The 17,236-nt window shown below is 49.7% G+C and carries 14 protein-coding genes; 10 read left to right on the forward strand and 4 right to left on the reverse strand.

Features of this window, described 5'->3' with window-relative positions; all coding sequences use genetic code 11:
- Positions 1–79 precede the first annotated feature (79 nt).
- The 3 genes from ACTHR7_RS00950 (at position 80) to galU (ending at position 4,947) form a co-directional block, all read left to right on the forward strand.
- On the forward strand, positions 80–1,348 hold the full coding sequence (locus ACTHR7_RS00950) for a cell division protein ZipA C-terminal FtsZ-binding domain-containing protein (RefSeq protein WP_440370164.1): 1,269 nt from the start codon (positions 80–82) through the stop codon (positions 1,346–1,348).
- 139 nt (positions 1,349–1,487) lie between these two features.
- Positions 1,488–3,956, forward strand: a complete 2,469-nt coding sequence (ligA, locus tag ACTHR7_RS00955) for an NAD-dependent DNA ligase LigA (RefSeq protein WP_293204392.1) — start codon at positions 1,488–1,490, stop codon at positions 3,954–3,956.
- Positions 3,957–4,083: 127 nt separating this feature from the next.
- Positions 4,084–4,947, forward strand: a complete 864-nt coding sequence (galU, locus tag ACTHR7_RS00960; protein WP_070712029.1) for a UTP--glucose-1-phosphate uridylyltransferase GalU — start codon at positions 4,084–4,086, stop codon at positions 4,945–4,947.
- A 54-nt stretch (positions 4,948–5,001) separates the two neighbouring features.
- Here galU and ACTHR7_RS00965 read toward each other — a convergent pair whose 3' ends face one another.
- A complete protein-coding gene (locus ACTHR7_RS00965; protein ID WP_107867513.1) occupies positions 5,002–6,498 on the reverse strand; it encodes a TrkH family potassium uptake protein in 1,497 nt (498 codons plus the stop codon).
- Positions 6,499–6,671: 173 nt separating this feature from the next.
- Between ACTHR7_RS00965 and ACTHR7_RS00970 the strand changes: the two genes are divergently transcribed.
- The 3 genes from ACTHR7_RS00970 (at position 6,672) to ACTHR7_RS00980 (ending at position 7,721) form a co-directional block, all read left to right on the forward strand.
- Positions 6,672–6,947 (forward strand): type B 50S ribosomal protein L31, encoded by a 276-nt coding sequence (locus ACTHR7_RS00970; protein ID WP_004464264.1) that lies wholly within the window; start codon positions 6,672–6,674, stop codon positions 6,945–6,947.
- Entirely contained in the window at positions 6,947–7,072 is a 126-nt protein-coding gene (gene ykgO, locus ACTHR7_RS00975; protein WP_003685279.1) for a type B 50S ribosomal protein L36, read from the forward strand. The genes ACTHR7_RS00970 and ykgO overlap by 1 nt, the downstream gene beginning before the upstream one ends.
- A gap of 241 nt (positions 7,073–7,313) precedes the next feature.
- Positions 7,314–7,721 (forward strand): MliC family protein, encoded by a 408-nt coding sequence (locus ACTHR7_RS00980; protein WP_070461602.1) that lies wholly within the window; start codon positions 7,314–7,316, stop codon positions 7,719–7,721.
- Between the two features lie 361 nt (positions 7,722–8,082).
- Here the strand turns inward: ACTHR7_RS00980 and ileS are convergent, their stop codons facing one another.
- The 3 genes from ileS to ACTHR7_RS00995 form a co-directional block, all read right to left on the reverse strand.
- Positions 8,083–10,875, reverse strand: coding sequence for an isoleucine--tRNA ligase (gene ileS / locus ACTHR7_RS00985; protein ID WP_440370165.1), 2,793 nt, complete (start codon positions 10,873–10,875; stop codon positions 8,083–8,085).
- A gap of 138 nt (positions 10,876–11,013) precedes the next feature.
- On the reverse strand, positions 11,014–11,940 hold the full coding sequence (gene ribF, locus ACTHR7_RS00990) for a bifunctional riboflavin kinase/FAD synthetase (protein WP_070461603.1): 927 nt from the start codon (positions 11,938–11,940) through the stop codon (positions 11,014–11,016).
- Positions 11,941–12,063: 123 nt separating this feature from the next.
- Positions 12,064–12,453, reverse strand: a complete 390-nt coding sequence (locus ACTHR7_RS00995; RefSeq protein ID WP_049331430.1) for a hypothetical protein — start codon at positions 12,451–12,453, stop codon at positions 12,064–12,066.
- A gap of 162 nt (positions 12,454–12,615) precedes the next feature.
- On the opposite strand from ACTHR7_RS00995, the gene ACTHR7_RS01000 reads away from it, so the two are divergent.
- From ACTHR7_RS01000 to dapC, 4 genes are all read left to right on the forward strand, one after another.
- On the forward strand, positions 12,616–13,491 hold the full coding sequence (locus ACTHR7_RS01000) for a YoaK family protein (protein ID WP_440370195.1): 876 nt from the start codon (positions 12,616–12,618) through the stop codon (positions 13,489–13,491).
- A gap of 217 nt (positions 13,492–13,708) precedes the next feature.
- Positions 13,709–14,389, forward strand: coding sequence for an OmpA family protein (locus tag ACTHR7_RS01005; RefSeq protein ID WP_440370166.1), 681 nt, complete (start codon positions 13,709–13,711; stop codon positions 14,387–14,389).
- 340 nt (positions 14,390–14,729) lie between these two features.
- Positions 14,730–15,902 (forward strand): NAD(P)H-dependent flavin oxidoreductase, encoded by a 1,173-nt coding sequence (locus ACTHR7_RS01010; protein ID WP_107867510.1) that lies wholly within the window; start codon positions 14,730–14,732, stop codon positions 15,900–15,902.
- A 120-nt stretch (positions 15,903–16,022) separates the two neighbouring features.
- On the forward strand, positions 16,023–17,213 hold the full coding sequence (gene dapC / locus ACTHR7_RS01015; protein ID WP_293204416.1) for a succinyldiaminopimelate transaminase: 1,191 nt from the start codon (positions 16,023–16,025) through the stop codon (positions 17,211–17,213).
- The last annotated feature ends 23 nt before the right edge of the window (positions 17,214–17,236 follow it).

Here is a 17,236-nt window from a genome sequence, read left to right on the forward strand (position 1 = left end):
CTCCAACGAACTGCCCACGCAGCAAGATTCCGCACCCTGAAAAAGACGGAATGCTGCCTTTTTAAAAAGTGATTACTCCATGATTTTCATCGTCTTAGCCCTCGCCGCCCTTTTGGCGGTCATCGGTTACAACATGTACCAGGAAAACCAATACCGCAAACAAGTGCGCGAACAATTCGGCCATTCCGATAAGGATGCACTTTTGACCAGCAAAACCAAACACGTCCGCGACAGCAAAGAAACCGGCGGCCAAGGTTTGTTTATCAAGAAAAACAAAAAAAACGAAGAGGCATTGCGCAACCTGCAAGAGCAAGATGAAATCTACGCGGCCAAAGCTAAACTGGCCCACCCTGCCCAACTTAAAACCGACGTCGAACTGACCGTGGAAGACGACTTTTCTGCAGAAGAAAAAGTCCAACACACCGTTATCGGCTTAAACAACGAAATGACCGTAAGCCCAGCCGAAGCCGCTTCCACTCCGGTAGAAACCGCAGCCGAACCTGTGGCACAAGTACCATTGATCAGCTTGGACGAATTGTCTCAAGTCGAGCTGCCTTGGTTTGACCCGCGCTTCGACTACATGGCCTACATCTCCCTGAAGCAAGCCCAAGAATTGCATGCCCTGCCGCGCCTTTCCGCTACCCACCGCTTCCAAATCATCGGTTGCACCATGGACGACCATTTCCGCGTTGCCGAGCCGATTCCGGGCGTTTACTACCAAGGCTTCGTCATGGGCCTGCAAGCTGTCAGCCGCAATGGTTTGGCCGCACGTGAAGAGTTGCAACACTTCGACCAACAGGTTGATGCTTTTGCCCAACTGATGGACGGCAAAGTTTTGCATACCGACTTGGACGCGTTCACCGAAGTCGCGCAAGCACTAGACCAATTCTGTGCGCGTGTTGACCAAACCATCGCCATTCACTTGGTTTCCCATTCCAACATCAGCGGCGTAGAGTTGCGTGCCGCTGTGGAAGATACAGGCTTCAAATTCGGTGAAGACGGCGCGTTCCACTTCGGCGACAACAACAATCCTCAATTGTTCTCCATCCATACTTTGGACAACAGACCGTTTACCAATCCTCTGTTGGACAACCAAGCCTACCGCGGCTTCAGCATGCTTTTGGATATTCCGCATGTTCCTGCCGGCGAAAAAACTTTCGACAAATTTATGGACTTGGCAGTCAAACTCTCCGGCCAACTCAGCTTGGATTTGGTTAACGACCAAATGGAAGAAGTTTCCACCCAATGGCTCAAAGACGTACGCAACTACGTTTTGGCACGTCAGGAAGAAATGCTCAAAGTCGGCATCAAACCCGGCAGCAAACAAGCCCTGCGCCTGTTCTCCTAAACTTTTCCAAACAAAAAGCGGATATGCAATAACGGCATATCCGCTTTTTTCAGGTAAAATCCCTTCATCTTCAATATTCATCGATTTTCAGACGGCCTCTCTATCATCAGGCCGTCTGAAAACTCTATTTCGATTGCTCATGAATCCGACCGCACAACGTATCAAATACCTGACCGACCTCCTCAACCGCTACGCCTACGAATACTACACCCTAGACGCGCCCAGCGTACCCGATGCCGAATACGACAAATTGTTCCGCGAGCTTGAAGCATTGGAGCTGAATCACCCTGAGTTGAAACTGCCCGACAGCCCGACCCAACGTGTCGGTGGCGAGCCTTTAGCAGGCTTTGCCGAAGTACGCCACGAAGTACCGATGCTGTCGCTGACCAACGCCTTCTCGCCACAAGATAAAAATGGCGTTTTTGACCATGCCGAAATGTATGCTTTCGATGAGCGCGTTCGTGGCGGATTAAACGGAGAAAAACCGGAATACGTTATCGAACCTAAATTTGACGGTCTGGCCATCAGCCTGCTGTACCGCGACGGCGTATTGACTCAAGCGGCAACCCGTGGCGACGGCACCACAGGTGAAGACGTTACCCAAAACGTCAAAACCGTATCCAACATCCCCCTTCGCCTGCATGGAGAAAATATCCCCGAGCTTATCGAAATACGCGGCGAAGTCCTGATGCTCAAAGCCGATTTTGCCGCTTTAAACGCACGACAGGCTGAAAACGGACAAAAACCTTTCGCCAATCCGCGCAATGCCGCCGCCGGCAGTCTGCGCCAACTCGATTCGCGCATTACGGCACAGCGCAAACTGCATTTCTTCCCCTATTCCATCGCCCGACAACAAGGCGGTTTTATCGCAGAAGAACACCTGCAAGAGCTGAGCTACTGTAAAGAGCTTGGCTTCAGCCTGCCTGACGGTAATTTCGGCTGTTTCAAAAATATCAACGAAGTATTAGCGTTTTACGAGCAAATGCAGCAAAAACGCCCTACATTACCCTACGAAATCGACGGTATGGTGGTCAAAGTCAACAGCTTGGCACAACAACGCGAACTCGGCTTCATCTCCCGTGCGCCGCGCTGGGCCATTGCCCACAAATTCCCTGCCGAAGAAGCATTGACCATTGTCGAAGCCATTGATGTACAAATCGGGCGCACCGGTGCAGTAACCCCCGTCGCCCGCCTGCAACCTGTATTCGTCGGCGGCGTTACCGTTACCAACGCCACCCTGCACAATCAGGACGAAGTATCTCGAAAAGACGTGCGCGTTGGCGATACAGTTGTCGTGCGCCGTGCCGGAGACGTGATTCCCGAGGTGGTGCGCGTAATTTTTGAACGCCGCCCAATGCAGGAGATCAACATTGCTGTTTCAGACGGCCTGCAAGACGATTTATTTGCCGAAACACCTTCTAAAACACAAGCCGAACCGCTTCACAAACCCTACCGCCTGCCTACCCATTGCCCTATCTGCCGCAGCGAAATCGAACGCGAAGAAGGCGAAGCGGTTGCCCGATGCAGCGGTGGTATGCTTTGCCAAGCACAACGCGCGCAAGGTTTAATCCACTTTGCCTCACGCAAAGCCATGGACATCGACGGACTTGGACAAAAACAAATCGAGCAGCTGGTCGCACAAAATTTGGTTCGTCATTTCGCCGATCTCTACCGCCTCGATATTCCAACCCTGCAAAAAATGAAGGAAACAGCGGATAAAGCATCGACTAATGAGGAAGAACCATCAAACAGTGATATTGAAGACTTTGAAAGCGAGACCGGCAATGCCCTGCTTAGCAAAACCAGTAAAAAACAGCCGACCAAATGGGCGGAAAACATCCTTGCAGGCATAGAAGCCAGCAAAATGCCCGAACTTGCGCGCTTCCTTTTTGCCCTCGGCATCCGTCACGTCGGTGAACGCACCGCCAAAACGCTGGCGCAGGCATTCGGTACGCTCGACCACGTCCGCCATGCCCCCGAACCCATCCTCGCCTGCCTGCCCGATATCGGCACGGTGGTTGCCCGCTCCATCGCCCACTTTTTTGCCCAAGAAGCGCAACAGGCAATGATAGACGAGCTGCTGGCTGTAGGTGTTGCCCCACAAAGCCAGGCTGTCACTATCCCGCCGTTGCGCCATGCCGAGCCGCAACGCTGGATTGCCCGCCTGCCTGATTTTAAAATCAGCGAAACCAAAGCGCTGGCCTTGTGGGAGCTTGCCGGACAAAACATAGAAGGTTTGCAAACCGACAAAGCATTGCCTGTCGATTGGCAAACATGGCGCAGTAAACCGCAAAACGCAGCCCTGCTTGAAAATATGAAAACTTTCTTTGCTCAAACGCTATCTAATCTTCAAGATGAAACGATTTCAGACGGCATCAATGAGACCATAGCAGGAAAAACCTTTGTATTAACAGGGACTTTACCCACGCTCAAACGCGACCAAGCCCAAGCCATGATTGAGGCTGCAGGTGGTAAAGTTTCCGGCAGCGTATCCAAAAAAACCGACTACGTTGTCGCCGGAGAAGCCGCAGGCAGTAAATTGGAAAAAGCCCAAACTTTGGGCGTGGCCGTATTGAGCGAAGAAGAATTACTGACGTTGCTGGGATAAGACAGTATCTATGACTAATCCTCCTTTTCAGACCGTCTGATACTTTATCATGTGGTATTATCATTACATACGACTACATCTTTACACTTTTTGGGGTATAAACCCACAGTTAAAATAGGATAATAATATGAAACCCATTAAAAAATGCGTCTTCCCCGTTGCCGGTATGGGCACCCGTTTCTTGCCTGCAACCAAAGCCAGCCCCAAAGAAATGCTGCCTATCGTAGACAAACCTCTGATTCAATATGCAGTTGAAGAAGCGGTTGAGGCCGGCTGTACTGAAATGGTGTTCATCACCGGCCGTAACAAACGCAGTATCGAAGACCACTTCGATAAAGCATACGAGTTGGAAACCGAATTGGAATTGCGTCAAAAAGACAAGCTGTTGGAGCACGTTCGCGATATCCTGCCTCCCAACATTACCTGCATGTACATCCGTCAAACTGAAGCATTGGGTTTGGGTCATGCCGTATTGTGCGCGCAGGCTGCCGTTGGTAACGAGCCTTTTGCCGTTATTTTGGCAGACGATTTGATTGACACGCCTAAAGGCGCGTTGAAACAGATGGTTGATGTGTACAACCAAAGCGGTAACAGCATTTTAGGCGTTGAAACCGTTGATCCTTCTCAAACAGGCTCTTACGGTATCGTTGAAGTTGAAAAGCTGAAAAGCTATCAGCGTATCACCAACATAGTTGAAAAACCCAAACCGGAAGAAGCGCCTTCCAACCTTGCTGTTGTCGGCCGCTATATCCTGACTCCGCGTATTTTTGACTTCTTGTCCAACCTGCCTCGCGGTGCCGGCGGCGAAATTCAACTGACAGACGGTATCGCCCGCCTGCTTGACCATGAGTTTGTCTTAGCTCATGCGTTTGAAGGTAAACGCTACGACTGTGGCAGCAAATTGGGTTACCTTGAAGCAACCGTGGCTTATGGTTTGAAACACCCTGAAACTGGCGAACAATTCAAAGAATTGCTCAAACAATACGCTTAAGCCCAGCCATTATAAAAAGGCCGTCTGAAATTTCAGACGGCCTTTTTCTCACACTTATTTCTTCCAATACGCCGGAGTAAACAAAATTAAAACAGTAAAAATCTCCAAACGTCCCAACAACATCACAGCCGTACATAGCCATTTCTGCACATCGCTCAGCGCAGCATAATTATGCGACGGACCGACTGCACCCAAGCCCGGCCCTGCATTGGTAATACAAGCAATGACTGCCGTAAAGGCGGATAAAAAGTCCAAGCCTGCCGCCATCAGTAAAAAGCTGAATACGATAACCGTCATAAAATAAATAAAGATAAACGACATGACGGTCAGCGCCATACGATCCGGAATGGAACGGTTGTTGACCTTTACCGTACGAACCGCACGCGGGTGCAGCAAAATCAACATTTCGCGCAAGCTGAATTTGAACAATACCAACGCACGCACGTTTTTAATACCGCCCCCCATAGAGCCTGAGCTTGCCAAGACGTTCGACAGGAAAAACATCCACAACGACACAATCAGCGGCCATTGAGCAAAGTCAGTATTGGAAAAACCGCTGGCCAATCCTATGGACACAAAGTTGAAGCTGACAAAACGCAAAGCTTCGCCAAGGCTTTGGTACACGTCCTGCTGCCACAGATACAATGCCGAAATCAAAATACTGCCCGACAAAACCAGCAGCATGGTGCGGCATTCTTCATCCTTCCAATACACCCGCCAAGAGCGGTTGCCCAGCGCAGTAAAATGGCTGGCAAAATTGATACCGCCCCAGACAGTAAAAAACATCAACGTCCATTCGACTGCCACAGAATCAAAATAGGCAACGCTGTCATCATGTGTCGAAAAACCGCCCAAGGCCACTGCCGACATCGCATGGCACAAGGCATCAAACCAACCCATACCGGCAATATGCAAGGATACAAAAGCCGCAGCAGTTGTCAGCGCATAGGCAAACCACAGCCGTTTGGCCACTTGCGAAATACGGGGAGCCATCTTGCTTTCCTTATCCATACCCGGAATTTCCGCTTTGAAGAGCTGCGTCCCCCCCACGCCCAACATCGGCAAAATCGCCACAGCCAGCACGATAATACCCATACCGCCAAGCCAGTTGAGCATGTGCCGCCAAAAATTGACCGATGGATCCAGCGTATCCAAGCCGGAAATCACTGTTGCCCCCGTTGTCGTCAGCCCCGACATCGCTTCAAAAAACGCATCGGTGAAACTCATGGACGGCATATAGAAATAAATCGGCATCGCCGCCACGACGGCAAAAGCCAGCCATAGCATCAATACCAGGGTAAATCCGTCACGCGGCCGCAATTCACGGTTGAAACGCAAAGTCAGCATCCAAGTAACGCACGACACCAGCAATACCGTTAAAGCCGTGTAGGCAAACACGAAAAACGCGCTGTCGTGATAAAAATACGACATCAGTGTCGGCACAGCCAACAGCAGTGAAAACAACAGCCCCAGCTTGGACAATACATGGATAATCGGCACAACCTTACTTACCGCACCACCCAATCTGAAACCCTTATGCAAATACATCATATCCCTATCATCAGAAAACAAAATATTCAGACGGCCTCATGAAAAAAAAGCCGTCTGAAACCGCATATTTTATCAAAATGCCGCAACCCCGTGATAAAGAAAAACCAAAAAACACTTGCCTGCTCTTTTTCTAAGAGTATAATGTTATACTATAACTCTCACTGGAGAAAGAAATGAAACCCGATATCCACCCAGACAACTATCGTACCGTCCTGTTTTACGACAGCGGTGCAGACCAAGGATGGCTCATCCGTTCATGTGCCAATACCCACGGAAAAACCATGGTTTGGAAAGACGGAGTAGAGTATCCCCTCTTCTCTCTTGATACCTCTTCCGCATCCCACCCCGTATACACAGGCAAACAACGCAACGTTAATGTCGAAGGCCGCGCCAGCAAGTTCAACCAACGTTACCAATCCATGATGTCTTCTTTCAGAAAGGATAAATGATGCAAGTCCTCTCATCCCTGAAAACTGCAAAAAAACGACACCGTGACTGCCAAATTGTCCGCCGAAAAGGCAAAGTGTACGTCATTTGCAAGAGCAATCCCCGTTTTAAAGCACGCCAGCGTTAAGCTGTTCTATCCTTCTTTCAATGTAACTCTCTGAATTTTCCGCACTTTCGTTTACCTCTAGCGCAAGTGTGGCTTTTTTTCAAACGGCATTAATCATTCATATCAAAACTACAAAGAATCCTGCCATACTCCCGAAAACAGGAAGAAAAAGTAAATAATGGTTATCCCTATTGTGAAGCCATAAAGATATTTATAACATGCCGCTACATTCTTCCTTAAACACTGACCATAGGAGTCAAAAATGAAAGTAAAAGCCCTGCTTGCAATTGCCGCCGCCATGAGCCTCGCTGCCTGCGCCGCACCTGAAGCCCATCGCCATGACCATGGTCAACGTCATGAGCACAATCATGCACACGAATATGGCCACCAACATCATGACATGCACAACCATGGCCGTGTTCAATCATTCAGCTGCGAAAACGGCCTGTCTGTACAAGTCCGCAACCTGAGCACCAACCAAGTTGAACTGCGTCTGGATGACAAAGTTGCCACCCTGTCTTCTGCCGTTGCAGGTTCAGGCGAACGCTATGTTGCCAACCAAGGCCTGTTCGGCAAAGGCGCTGAATGGCATCAAAAAGGCAGCGAAGCATTCTTCGGCTTCACTGACCCATACGGCAACAAAGTAGAAACTTCTTGCTCTGCCCGCTAATTTCTACTAAGCAATAGAATAACTAAAGGCCGTCTGAAAACTTGTTTCAGACGGCCTTTTATATTGGATAAAACGAAAGAGAAATATAGTTTCCGTTCAATGAGAAAATGTAAATATGAGGCTATTTGAAGGTTCAAAATACATCCATACCCCACGGATAAGTAAGGCCCTTTGAAAAGTGCTTTCTACGAGAATATATTTCTCAATATACGTCAAATCCACTATACCTATACTGACTATATCTATTTATCAAAACTACAAATCCCAATTACCCTTCAAAATCTATTCGCTATACGAAAACAAAGGCCGTCTGAAAACCTATTTCCAAAGTTTTCAGACGGCCTTTATTTAGACCAAACCATTAAGCGTAATGTCTGTCTTCGCCTTTGCCGTCAACGTTGTCGGCACAACGTTTACAGATGGTTTCATGGCCTGCAACTGCGCCTACATCGTGGGTGTAGTGCCAGCAGCGTTCGCATTTTTCACCATCGCTGGCTTTAGCGGTTACAGCAAGTTCATTACCTACTTTCACTTCAGCTTTAGACACCAGCAAAGCAAAACGCAATTCTTCGCCCAAAGTGTTCAGATAGTCGGCAATTTCTTCCGGAGCCGTAATTTCGGTTTCGGCTTGCAATGAAGAACCGACAGTTTTATCCGTACGCAAAGGCTCGATGGCGGCAGTTACCGCTTCGCGTGCTTCGCGGATCGCCGTCCATTTTTTCACCAATTCGGCTTCGGCTTTTTCATTGATAGATGGAAACTCATGCCATGTATGGAAGAGGACGCTGTCTTCTTCGCCGCCACCGATGATGTCCCATGCTTCCTCACCGGTAAAGCACAAAATCGGCGCAATCAGCAGAACCAAACTGCGTGTGATGTGATACAGGGCAGTTTGCGCACTGCGGCGTGCATGGCTGTCTGCTTTGGTGGTGTAGAGGCGGTCTTTCAGGATATCGAGGTAGAACGCGCCCAAGTCTTCCGAGCAGAAAGAAACAATGTCTTTCACGGCGAAGTGGAAGGCATAACGCGGATAGTAATCGCCTGCCAGACGCTCTTGCAGCTGGCGTGCCAATACCACGGCGTAGCGGTCGATTTCCACCATATCTGCCTGTTGCACAGCATCTTCAATAGGATTGAAGTCGCTGAGGTTGGCAAACAGGAAGCTCAAGGTATTGCGGATACGGCGGTAGCTTTCAGTTACGCGTTTGAGGATTTCTTTGGAAATCGCCAATTCGCCGCTGTAATCGGTGGATGCCGCCCACAGACGCAGGATGTCTGCGCCGAATTCGTTGTAAACTTCTTGCGGCGCGACGACGTTGCCGATGGATTTCGACATTTTGCGGCCGTTTTGGTCAACTACGAAACCGTGGGTCAACAGCTGTTTGTATGGCGCACGGCCCATTGATGAGGCACAACCGGTCAACATAGACGATTGGAACCAGCCGCGGTGTTGGTCGCTGCCTTCAAGGTACAAGTCAGCCGGCCATTCCAATTCTTCGCGTTGTTTCAAGACGGAATAATGGGTCGAGCCGGAGTCGAACCATACGTCCATCGTGTCGGAAAGTTTGTCGTAATTTTCACAATCTTCCGCGCTCAAGAGTTCGCTCTTATCAAGAGAGAACCACGCTTCGATACCTTTTCCTTCGATTTTTTGGGCAACTTTTTCCAACAACTCGGCAGAGTTTGGATGCAATTCACCGGTCTCTTTGTGAACAAAGAAAGTCATCGGCGTGCCCCAATAGCGTTGGCGTGAAACCACCCAGTCAGGACGGCCTTCAATCATGGCTTCTAAACGCGCACGACCCCATGACGGGAAGAATTCGGTGTCATCAACGGCTTTGATAGCTTTGTCGCGCAAGGTTTTACCGTCTGCACCGGCTTTGTCCATACCGACAAACCATTGGCCGGTCGCACGGTAAATCAACGGCGTTTTGTGACGCCAGCAGTGTGCGTAGCTGTGTTCGATTTTACTGCTTGCCAAAAGGTTGCCGGTTTCTTCCAACCATTGCAGGATGACGGGGTTGGCTTCCCAAACGCGCATGCCAGCAACACGAGGGGTTTCGCTGATGTATTTGCCTTCGGCATTTACAGGGTTGTAAAGCTCAATGCCGTATTTATTGCAGACAGCGTAGTCTTCCAGACCATGCGCAGGCGCAGTATGCACCAAGCCGGTACCAGCATCGGTGGTAACGTGGTCGCCGTTGAGCATGGGAATATCGCGTTCGAGGAACGGATGATTCATGTGCAGGTTTTCCAGCTTGTCGCCTGTGGTTTCTGCCAATACTTTCAGGTCGTCTGAAGCAAAGCCGTAACGTTTGAGCGCATCTTCTGCCAAATCTTTGGCCAATACCAATTTGCCTTTAGGCGTATCAATCAGTTGATACACCACGTCTGCACCAGCTGAAACAGCTTGACTCGCAGGCAAAGTCCAAGGCGTAGTTGTCCAAATAACGGCAAACGCGTTGCCTTCGATGCCGGACAAACCGAATGCGGCGGCAAGCGCGGCAGTGTCTTTAAACGGATAGCCGACGTCAATCGCAGGCGATACTTTGTCTTTGTATTCCACTTCCGCTTCAGCCAGAGAAGAGCCGCAGTCCAAGCAGAATTGAACCGGTTTCGCGCCGCGGTAGAGATAACCGGATTTGTAGATTTCGCCGAGCATACGTACAGTATCGGCTTCGGTTTTGAAATCCATGGTCAGATAAGGATTGTCCCAGTCACCCAACACGCCTAGGCGGATAAAGTCTTTTTTCTGACGGGCAATCTGTTCGGCGGCATATTCGCGGCACAATTCGCGGAAACGGGCTTTCGGCATGTCTTTACCGTGCAGTTTTTCTACCATTACTTCGATAGGCAAACCGTGGCAGTCCCAACCCGGTACATAAGGCGCATCAAAACCGGCTTGGGTTTTGCTGCGGATAATGATGTCTTTGAGAATTTTATTGACGGCATGACCGATGTGGATGTCGCCGTTGGCATACGGAGGACCGTCGTGCAGAATGAATTTCGGACGGCCTTTGGCGATTTCGCGCAGTTTTTGGTAGCGTTTTTGCTCGTACCAGCTTTTCAGCCATGCAGGCTCGCGCTTGGCAAGATTGCCGCGCATTGGAAACGGGCTCTCGAGCAGGTTTACGGTTTTACTGTAATCGGTCATTTTTTGATCTCTATTGTTGCGGTATTTCGGTTTCAGACGGCCTGATTGCTCATTTTAAAAAGAACAGGCCGTCTGAAAAAATTCAAAGGACTTATTGTAGCCCAATTGTCTTGATTTTATAAGCTTCTAGAAGCGTTTCTATGCTTCCCAAACCCTCGCATCTTCCATATCTTGCAAAATTTGGGTTTTCAATGCTTCGATACTCTCAAATTTTTTCTCGTCACGCAGTTTGTGCAGGAAGCGGACGAAGATGCGTTGGCCGTACAAATCGCCGTTGAAATCGAACAGATGGACTTCCAGTTTTTGCGAGCGGTTGTTGCTGACAGTAGGGTTAAAACCAAAGCTGGCAACGCCTCGGCGCGTGCCGAATGTGCCGTCTGCCTCAACGACAAATACGCCGCTTAGCGCATAATGATACGGAGGAAGCTGGACATTGGCGGTAGGCGCATTGATGGTGCGGCCGAGTTTTTGTCCATGTTTGACCTTTCCGCTTAAAACGTAATCATGGCCCAACAGTCTTTTGGCGTATTCCAACTTGCCGTCTGAAAGGGCTTGGCGGACGGCGGTACTGCTGGTGCGGATGTCTTCAACGATAACAGACGGCGTGCGCTCGGTTTGCATATCGGGCTGTTGAGCCAAGAGTTCAAAACAGCCTTCACGGCCGGCACCGAAACGGAAATCGTCGCCAATCAACAAATAACGCGTGTTGAGCGTTTGGCGCAAAAGCTGGTCGATAAACGCTTGTGCGCTCATATCGGAGAAAGCTTGGTTGAAACGCAAGACCCAAACGGCATCCACACAGCCGGTTTCACGCAAAAGGCGCAATTTGGTACGTAGCGGGCTGATGCGGTAAGGCAGCTTTTTCCCGGCTTTGCGCGCAAAAAATTCTTTGGGCTGAGGCTCAAAAACAACAACGACAACAGGCAGACCGCGCTGGTCTGCCTCTCGTTTGAGTTTTTGTAGAATGTGTTTGTGCCCGAGGTGTACGCCGTCGAAGTTGCCGATGGTTACGGCGGCTCCTTGAGGAAATTTGGGCGCGTGTCGCTGTCCAAGCCAGATGTTCATGGGTGGTGGGTATTGTGTTTGAATAGGCGGCTATTGTAAACGTTATTGCCGTTTCAATAAACCTTAGGCCGTCTGAAACCAATAAATATATGCTTTCAGACGGCCCTAAAGTTTGTTAATACCTTACCACCACCAAGGATAACGGCCAAACGGATAGCCCCAATCGTCGTAATAACGATAGTAACGGGCTTCGCGCAGCTGTTCTTGAGAAATATAGTTTTGCCATGCCATTTTGTAGCAGGCTTGGAACATCGGATCGGAAACTTTGTCGATATATTTGAGGCGGAAGGCTTTTTGTTCCGCAGTTGCGGCACCGGGTTTGCCTTCTTCGTCAAATTTGCGGCGGATCAGCGCGGCAGTCTCCTGATCGCATTGGGCAGCAAGATGTACTTGAAGATCCTGCTCATAGCGTTTCTGCGCTTGGGCGCGTGCGGCTTTTTGCTCAGGCGTGGTGGCGCAGGCGGCAAGTAATGCGGCAGCACCAATCAATAAAGTCAGGCGGATAGGATTCATCGGATGTTTCCTTATAGTCATGTATAGCTATTAATGTACGCCCTCATCTTGTAATGGGCAAGTGTGGCAACTTGGGGACACTTTCATATTATTTGTTCTTGGCAGCAGGCAGTTGCATATAAAATACACCCAATATAAATGCTCGCTCCTACCCTCAATCCAATGAACGACGACAAACGGCCCCACTCTTACCGACCGCGCCACCATAGGCAACACACGCCGCCGTTTTGGCAGGCAGACCGCCCGTATCTGCACGAACACAATATTTCCGATGCCCGTTTCAGACGGCTGGGCTACATCATGGCCTTTCTTGCCGGTGCGATTAATGCCGGCGGTTACTTCGCATTCTCACGTTATACCTCCCACGTTACCGGCTCAATGTCGCTGTTGGCAGATGTTTTGTATCTTCAAGAGTGGAGTGTGGCCATTATTGCCACAATCAGCGTGTTGTGTTTTGTTGCCGGAGCCGCGCATTCGGGCTGGGTGATTTTGTGGACGCAGCAAATGCGTTTCCGTGGCAGCTTTGGTTTTTCCATGTGGCTGGAAGCAGTTTATCTGTTGATATTCGGTTGGTTCGGTATTGCCGCGATGGAATGGGATTTTGGTGGCTCTGATTTTATTATGCCGTCTTTGGCATTGTTTTTATTGTGTTTTATTATGGGTATGCACAATACGGTTATCACGCTTCTTTCCGGCGGCGCCATCCGCTCCACCCACATGACCGGTACGGCGACCGACTTGGGCATTGAAATTTCACGCGCGCTTTATTACTCCAAACAGCATCATCCGCGCCTGCCGCACATCCACGTCAACAAACCGAAAATGTGGCTTTTAAGCGGCTTGATGCTGTCGTTTTTGCTGGGCGGCGTGGTTGGCGCATGGGGTTATCATCTGGTCGGCCATCATTTCGCCCTGCCCGTTTCCGCCGTTTTGCTCATACTGGGTGCAGGCTCGGTGGGATACGATGTCAAAGTCAGATTGAAATGGGCATTTGTCAGCTGGTATCGCCGTAAAAAGAAAAACCGGAAAAAATCGTAAAGAAACTTACTTTTCATCTGACTGCAAAACAACCAAATAGTCAGAAAAATGCAGAAATGTTTCAGTATTATGTTAACTGGCAAATATTTGCGTAATATCGGGTTAAACCCGTTCTTTTGCGTTTCAGATATTCGGTATCATTAATTCGTAATGACCCACGCAGTTTTTATTCATTTTTTCAGACGGCTTAAGCCGTCATCTAAAAAGAGGATACGACATGAAATTCTTGAAACCCCTGACCGTTATTGCTACTGCAATTCCTTTGGCACTTACCGGCTGTGTGACCGATCCTGTTACCGGCCAACAATCCGCCAGCAAAACCGCTATGTACGGATTGGGCGGTGCCGCTGTTTGCGGCATCGTCGGCGCACTGACCCACGGTGGCAAAGGCGTGCGTAACTCCGCATTGGCTTGTGGTGCAGTAGGTGCCGGTATCGGCGGTTACATGGACTACCAAGAGAAAAAACTGCGTCAAAGCCTGGCCAACACCAACATCGAAGTTGAACGTCAAGGCAACCAAATCAAACTGGTTATGCCTGAAAACGTAACCTTCGCTACCGGCAGCGCTGCCCTGAGCGGCCATGCTCAAAGCGCCTTGTCTGCTGCCGCGCAAACTTTGGTTCAATATCCTGATACGACTTTGACCATCAACGGCCACACCGACAACACCGGTAACGACGCCATCAACGAGCCATTGTCTCGCAACCGCGCCGAATCTGTCGCTACCTTCCTGCAATCCCGTGGCGTAAGCAGCACCCGTTTGAGCACTTTCGGTTACGGCTCCCGTCAACCAATCGCCTCCAACGCTACTGTTGAAGGCCGCGCACAAAACCGCCGCGTTGAAATCTTGATCAACCCTGATCAACGCGCCATTGATGCTGCTAAAAAACAAATGTAATCTGACATCCGTCTGATTCCCATACTTAAGGCCGTCTGAAATTTTAGACAGCCTTTTTCTTTGTAGATTTTGTTTGCAATTTCTCCCCCTCAATCCAACGCATCATAAAATTTATTCCTTTATTAACAAGACTTTTCAATTTTTCCTTCAAAAAAACTGTATTAATACTCTAATTTTTACATTAACTTAGAGTATAATTCCTAAAATTTTAAAAACACGCCTCATGCCGTCTGAAAAACGGCGGCGAAAAACACACTTATTTATATACACATCAGTCCGTTATCCAATCCATTTCATAGGATTTCAGACGGCACCATCCAGAATCTATGAAGGAGCATCCATGCAAAACAACTTTGACCCATTGATTATCCGTGGCAAATCACTGATTCCCGTTGTACAAGGCGGTATGGGTGTAGGCGTTTCCGCATCAAAACTCTCCAGCGCGGTTGCGCGCGAAAACGGCGTGGGTACCATCGCCAGCGTCGATTTGCGCCACTTGCACGAAGATTTGCTGGCCGAATCAAAAATCGATTCCAGCGAAGAAAAATACACCCGCCTCAACTGCATCGCGCTTGACCGTGAAATCAAAAAAGCCAAAGCCGATTCAGAAGGCAAAGGCATGATTGCCGTCAACGTCATGAAAGCCGTAAAAGACCATGCCGCCTACGTCCGTCAGGCCTGCGAATCCGGCGCAGACGCGATTGTGATGGGTGCAGGTTTGCCTTTGGATCTGCCTGAAATGGCCGAGGGCTACCACAAAGATGTCGCCCTTTTCCCTATTTTGTCCGAGTCACGCGGTATCAATATCGTTTTGAAACGTTGGATGAAAAAAGGCATCTTGCCCGATGCCATCGTTATCGAACACCCTGCCCACGCAGCCGGCCACTTGGGTGCGGCAACCGTTGACGGCGTGAACGATGCCAAATTCGAGTTCAAACGCGTTATTGAAGAAACATTTGAAGTATTCAAAAACTTGGGCTTGGAAAGCGAAAAAATCCCGTTGGTACTCGCCGGCGGCATGGCAAACTTTGAAAAAGTCAAAACAGCCTTGAAAAACTGGGGCGCGTCCGCCGTTCAAATCGGTACCGCATTTGCCGTAACCGAAGAAGGCGATGCCCACATCAACTTCAAGAAAACGCTGGCCGGTGCGGAAACCGAAAAAGTGGTTGAATTCATGTCTGTTGCCGGTTTGCCTGCACGCGGCGTGCGCACCAAATTCCTCGACAACTACATCAAACGCGAGGCCAAATTGCAAGCCAATGCCAAAAACGATCCGCGCCGTTGCACACAAGGCCTGAACTGCCTGACCAGCTGCGGTTTGCGCGACGGTTTGGCCAAAGCCGGTCAATTCTGTATCGACATCCAACTTTCCGCGGCATTCCGCGGCGAAGTCGATAAAGGCCTGTTTTTCCGTGGTAAAGACCCGCTGCCTTTTGGCAACGCCATCCGTACGGTTCAAGAAACCATTCATTATCTCTTGAACGGTTCCCTGCCCGTCATCCCTGCCAAATAAACACATCAATATTCAAAAGGCCGTCTGAAAACATTTAAACCCTGTTTTCAGACGGCCTTTTTGTCCCAATCCATCTAAAAAATGCTAAGATTATTGCCTTAATTTATCGGCAGAAACATCATGAACCCATTATTAAACCATCTCAAACCCTATCCTTTCGCCCGCCTGCGTGAAGCCATGCAAGGCATTGATGCACCCGAAGGCATTACGCCCATTCATCTGCAAATCGGCGAGCCGAAACATCCGACGCCCAAAGTCATCACCGACGCGCTGACCGCCTCCCTGCACGAACTGGAAAAATATCCGCTGACCGCAGGCCTGCCCGAACTGCGCCAAGCCTGCACCGAATGGGTTGCCCGCCGTTATGATGGTTTGAGCCTCAATCCCGATAATGAAATCCTGCCCGTATTGGGCAGCCGGGAAGCTTTGTTCTCTTTTATCCAAACCGTTTTAAATCCGGCTTCAGACGGCCCCAAACCGGTCGTTATCAGCCCCAATCCTTTCTATCAAATTTACGAAGGCGCAACTATTTTGGGCGGCGGTGAAATCCATTTTGCCAACTGTCCTGCGCCCAGCTTCAATCCCGATTGGAGCAGCCTGCCCGAAGACGTGTGGCAGCGCACCAAAGTCCTGATCGTCTGCTCGCCAAATAATCCGAGCGGCAGCGTCCTGCAATTAGAAGACTGGAAAGAAATTTTTGATTTGCAAGACAAATACGGCTTCGTTATTGCCTCTGACGAATGCTATTCCGAAATCTATTTTGACGGCAACAAGCCGATCGGCGGCTTGCAGGCTGCGGCGCAATTAGGACGCGGCACGCGCAACATTATTATGTTCACCAGTCTGTCCAAACGCTCCAATGTCCCCGGTTTGCGTTCCGGCTTTGTCGCAGGCGATGCCGAGTTACTCAAAAACTTCCTACTCTACCGCACCTACCATGGCAGCGCGATGAGCATTCCCGTACAACGCGCCAGCATTGCTGCTTGGAACGATGAAGAACACGTCATTGACAACCGCCGCCTCTACCAAGAAAAATTCGACCGCGTCATCCCTATTTTGCAACAGGCATTCGATGTCAAACTGCCTGACGCGTCGTTCTACATTTGGCTGAAAGTTCCCGATGGCGACGACTTGGCATTTACGCGCAACCTGTGGCAGAAAGCCGCTATCCAAGTGTTGCCCGGCCGATTCCTCGCCCGCGATACCGAACAAGGCAATCCGGGCGAAGGCTACGTCCGCATCGCTCTGGTTGCCGATGTGGAAAGCTGCGTCAAAGCGGCTGAAACCATGGTTGCTTTATACCGCCGATAAAACAAAGGCCGTCTGAAATTTCA

The sequence above is a fragment of the Neisseria sp. P0007.S010 genome (assembly GCF_051962875.1).
Classification (GTDB): domain Bacteria; phylum Pseudomonadota; class Gammaproteobacteria; order Burkholderiales; family Neisseriaceae; genus Neisseria; species Neisseria subflava_A.

Coding starts and splice junctions, on each gene's coding strand:
- ACTHR7_RS00950 (WP_440370164.1), top strand. CDS start 80: ATGATTTTCATCGTCTTAGCCCTCGCCGCCCTTTTGGCGGTCATCGGT.
- ligA (WP_293204392.1), top strand. CDS start 1,488: ATGAATCCGACCGCACAACGTATCAAATACCTGACCGACCTCCTCAAC.
- galU (WP_070712029.1), top strand. CDS start 4,084: ATGAAACCCATTAAAAAATGCGTCTTCCCCGTTGCCGGTATGGGCACC.
- ACTHR7_RS00965 (WP_107867513.1), bottom strand. CDS start 6,498: ATGATGTATTTGCATAAGGGTTTCAGATTGGGTGGTGCGGTAAGTAAG.
- ACTHR7_RS00970 (WP_004464264.1), top strand. CDS start 6,672: ATGAAACCCGATATCCACCCAGACAACTATCGTACCGTCCTGTTTTAC.
- ykgO (WP_003685279.1), top strand. CDS start 6,947: ATGCAAGTCCTCTCATCCCTGAAAACTGCAAAAAAACGACACCGTGAC.
- ACTHR7_RS00980 (WP_070461602.1), top strand. CDS start 7,314: ATGAAAGTAAAAGCCCTGCTTGCAATTGCCGCCGCCATGAGCCTCGCT.
- ileS (WP_440370165.1), bottom strand. CDS start 10,875: ATGACCGATTACAGTAAAACCGTAAACCTGCTCGAGAGCCCGTTTCCA.
- ribF (WP_070461603.1), bottom strand. CDS start 11,940: ATGAACATCTGGCTTGGACAGCGACACGCGCCCAAATTTCCTCAAGGA.
- ACTHR7_RS00995 (WP_049331430.1), bottom strand. CDS start 12,453: ATGAATCCTATCCGCCTGACTTTATTGATTGGTGCTGCCGCATTACTT.
- ACTHR7_RS01000 (WP_440370195.1), top strand. CDS start 12,616: ATGAACGACGACAAACGGCCCCACTCTTACCGACCGCGCCACCATAGG.
- ACTHR7_RS01005 (WP_440370166.1), top strand. CDS start 13,709: ATGAAATTCTTGAAACCCCTGACCGTTATTGCTACTGCAATTCCTTTG.
- ACTHR7_RS01010 (WP_107867510.1), top strand. CDS start 14,730: ATGCAAAACAACTTTGACCCATTGATTATCCGTGGCAAATCACTGATT.
- dapC (WP_293204416.1), top strand. CDS start 16,023: ATGAACCCATTATTAAACCATCTCAAACCCTATCCTTTCGCCCGCCTG.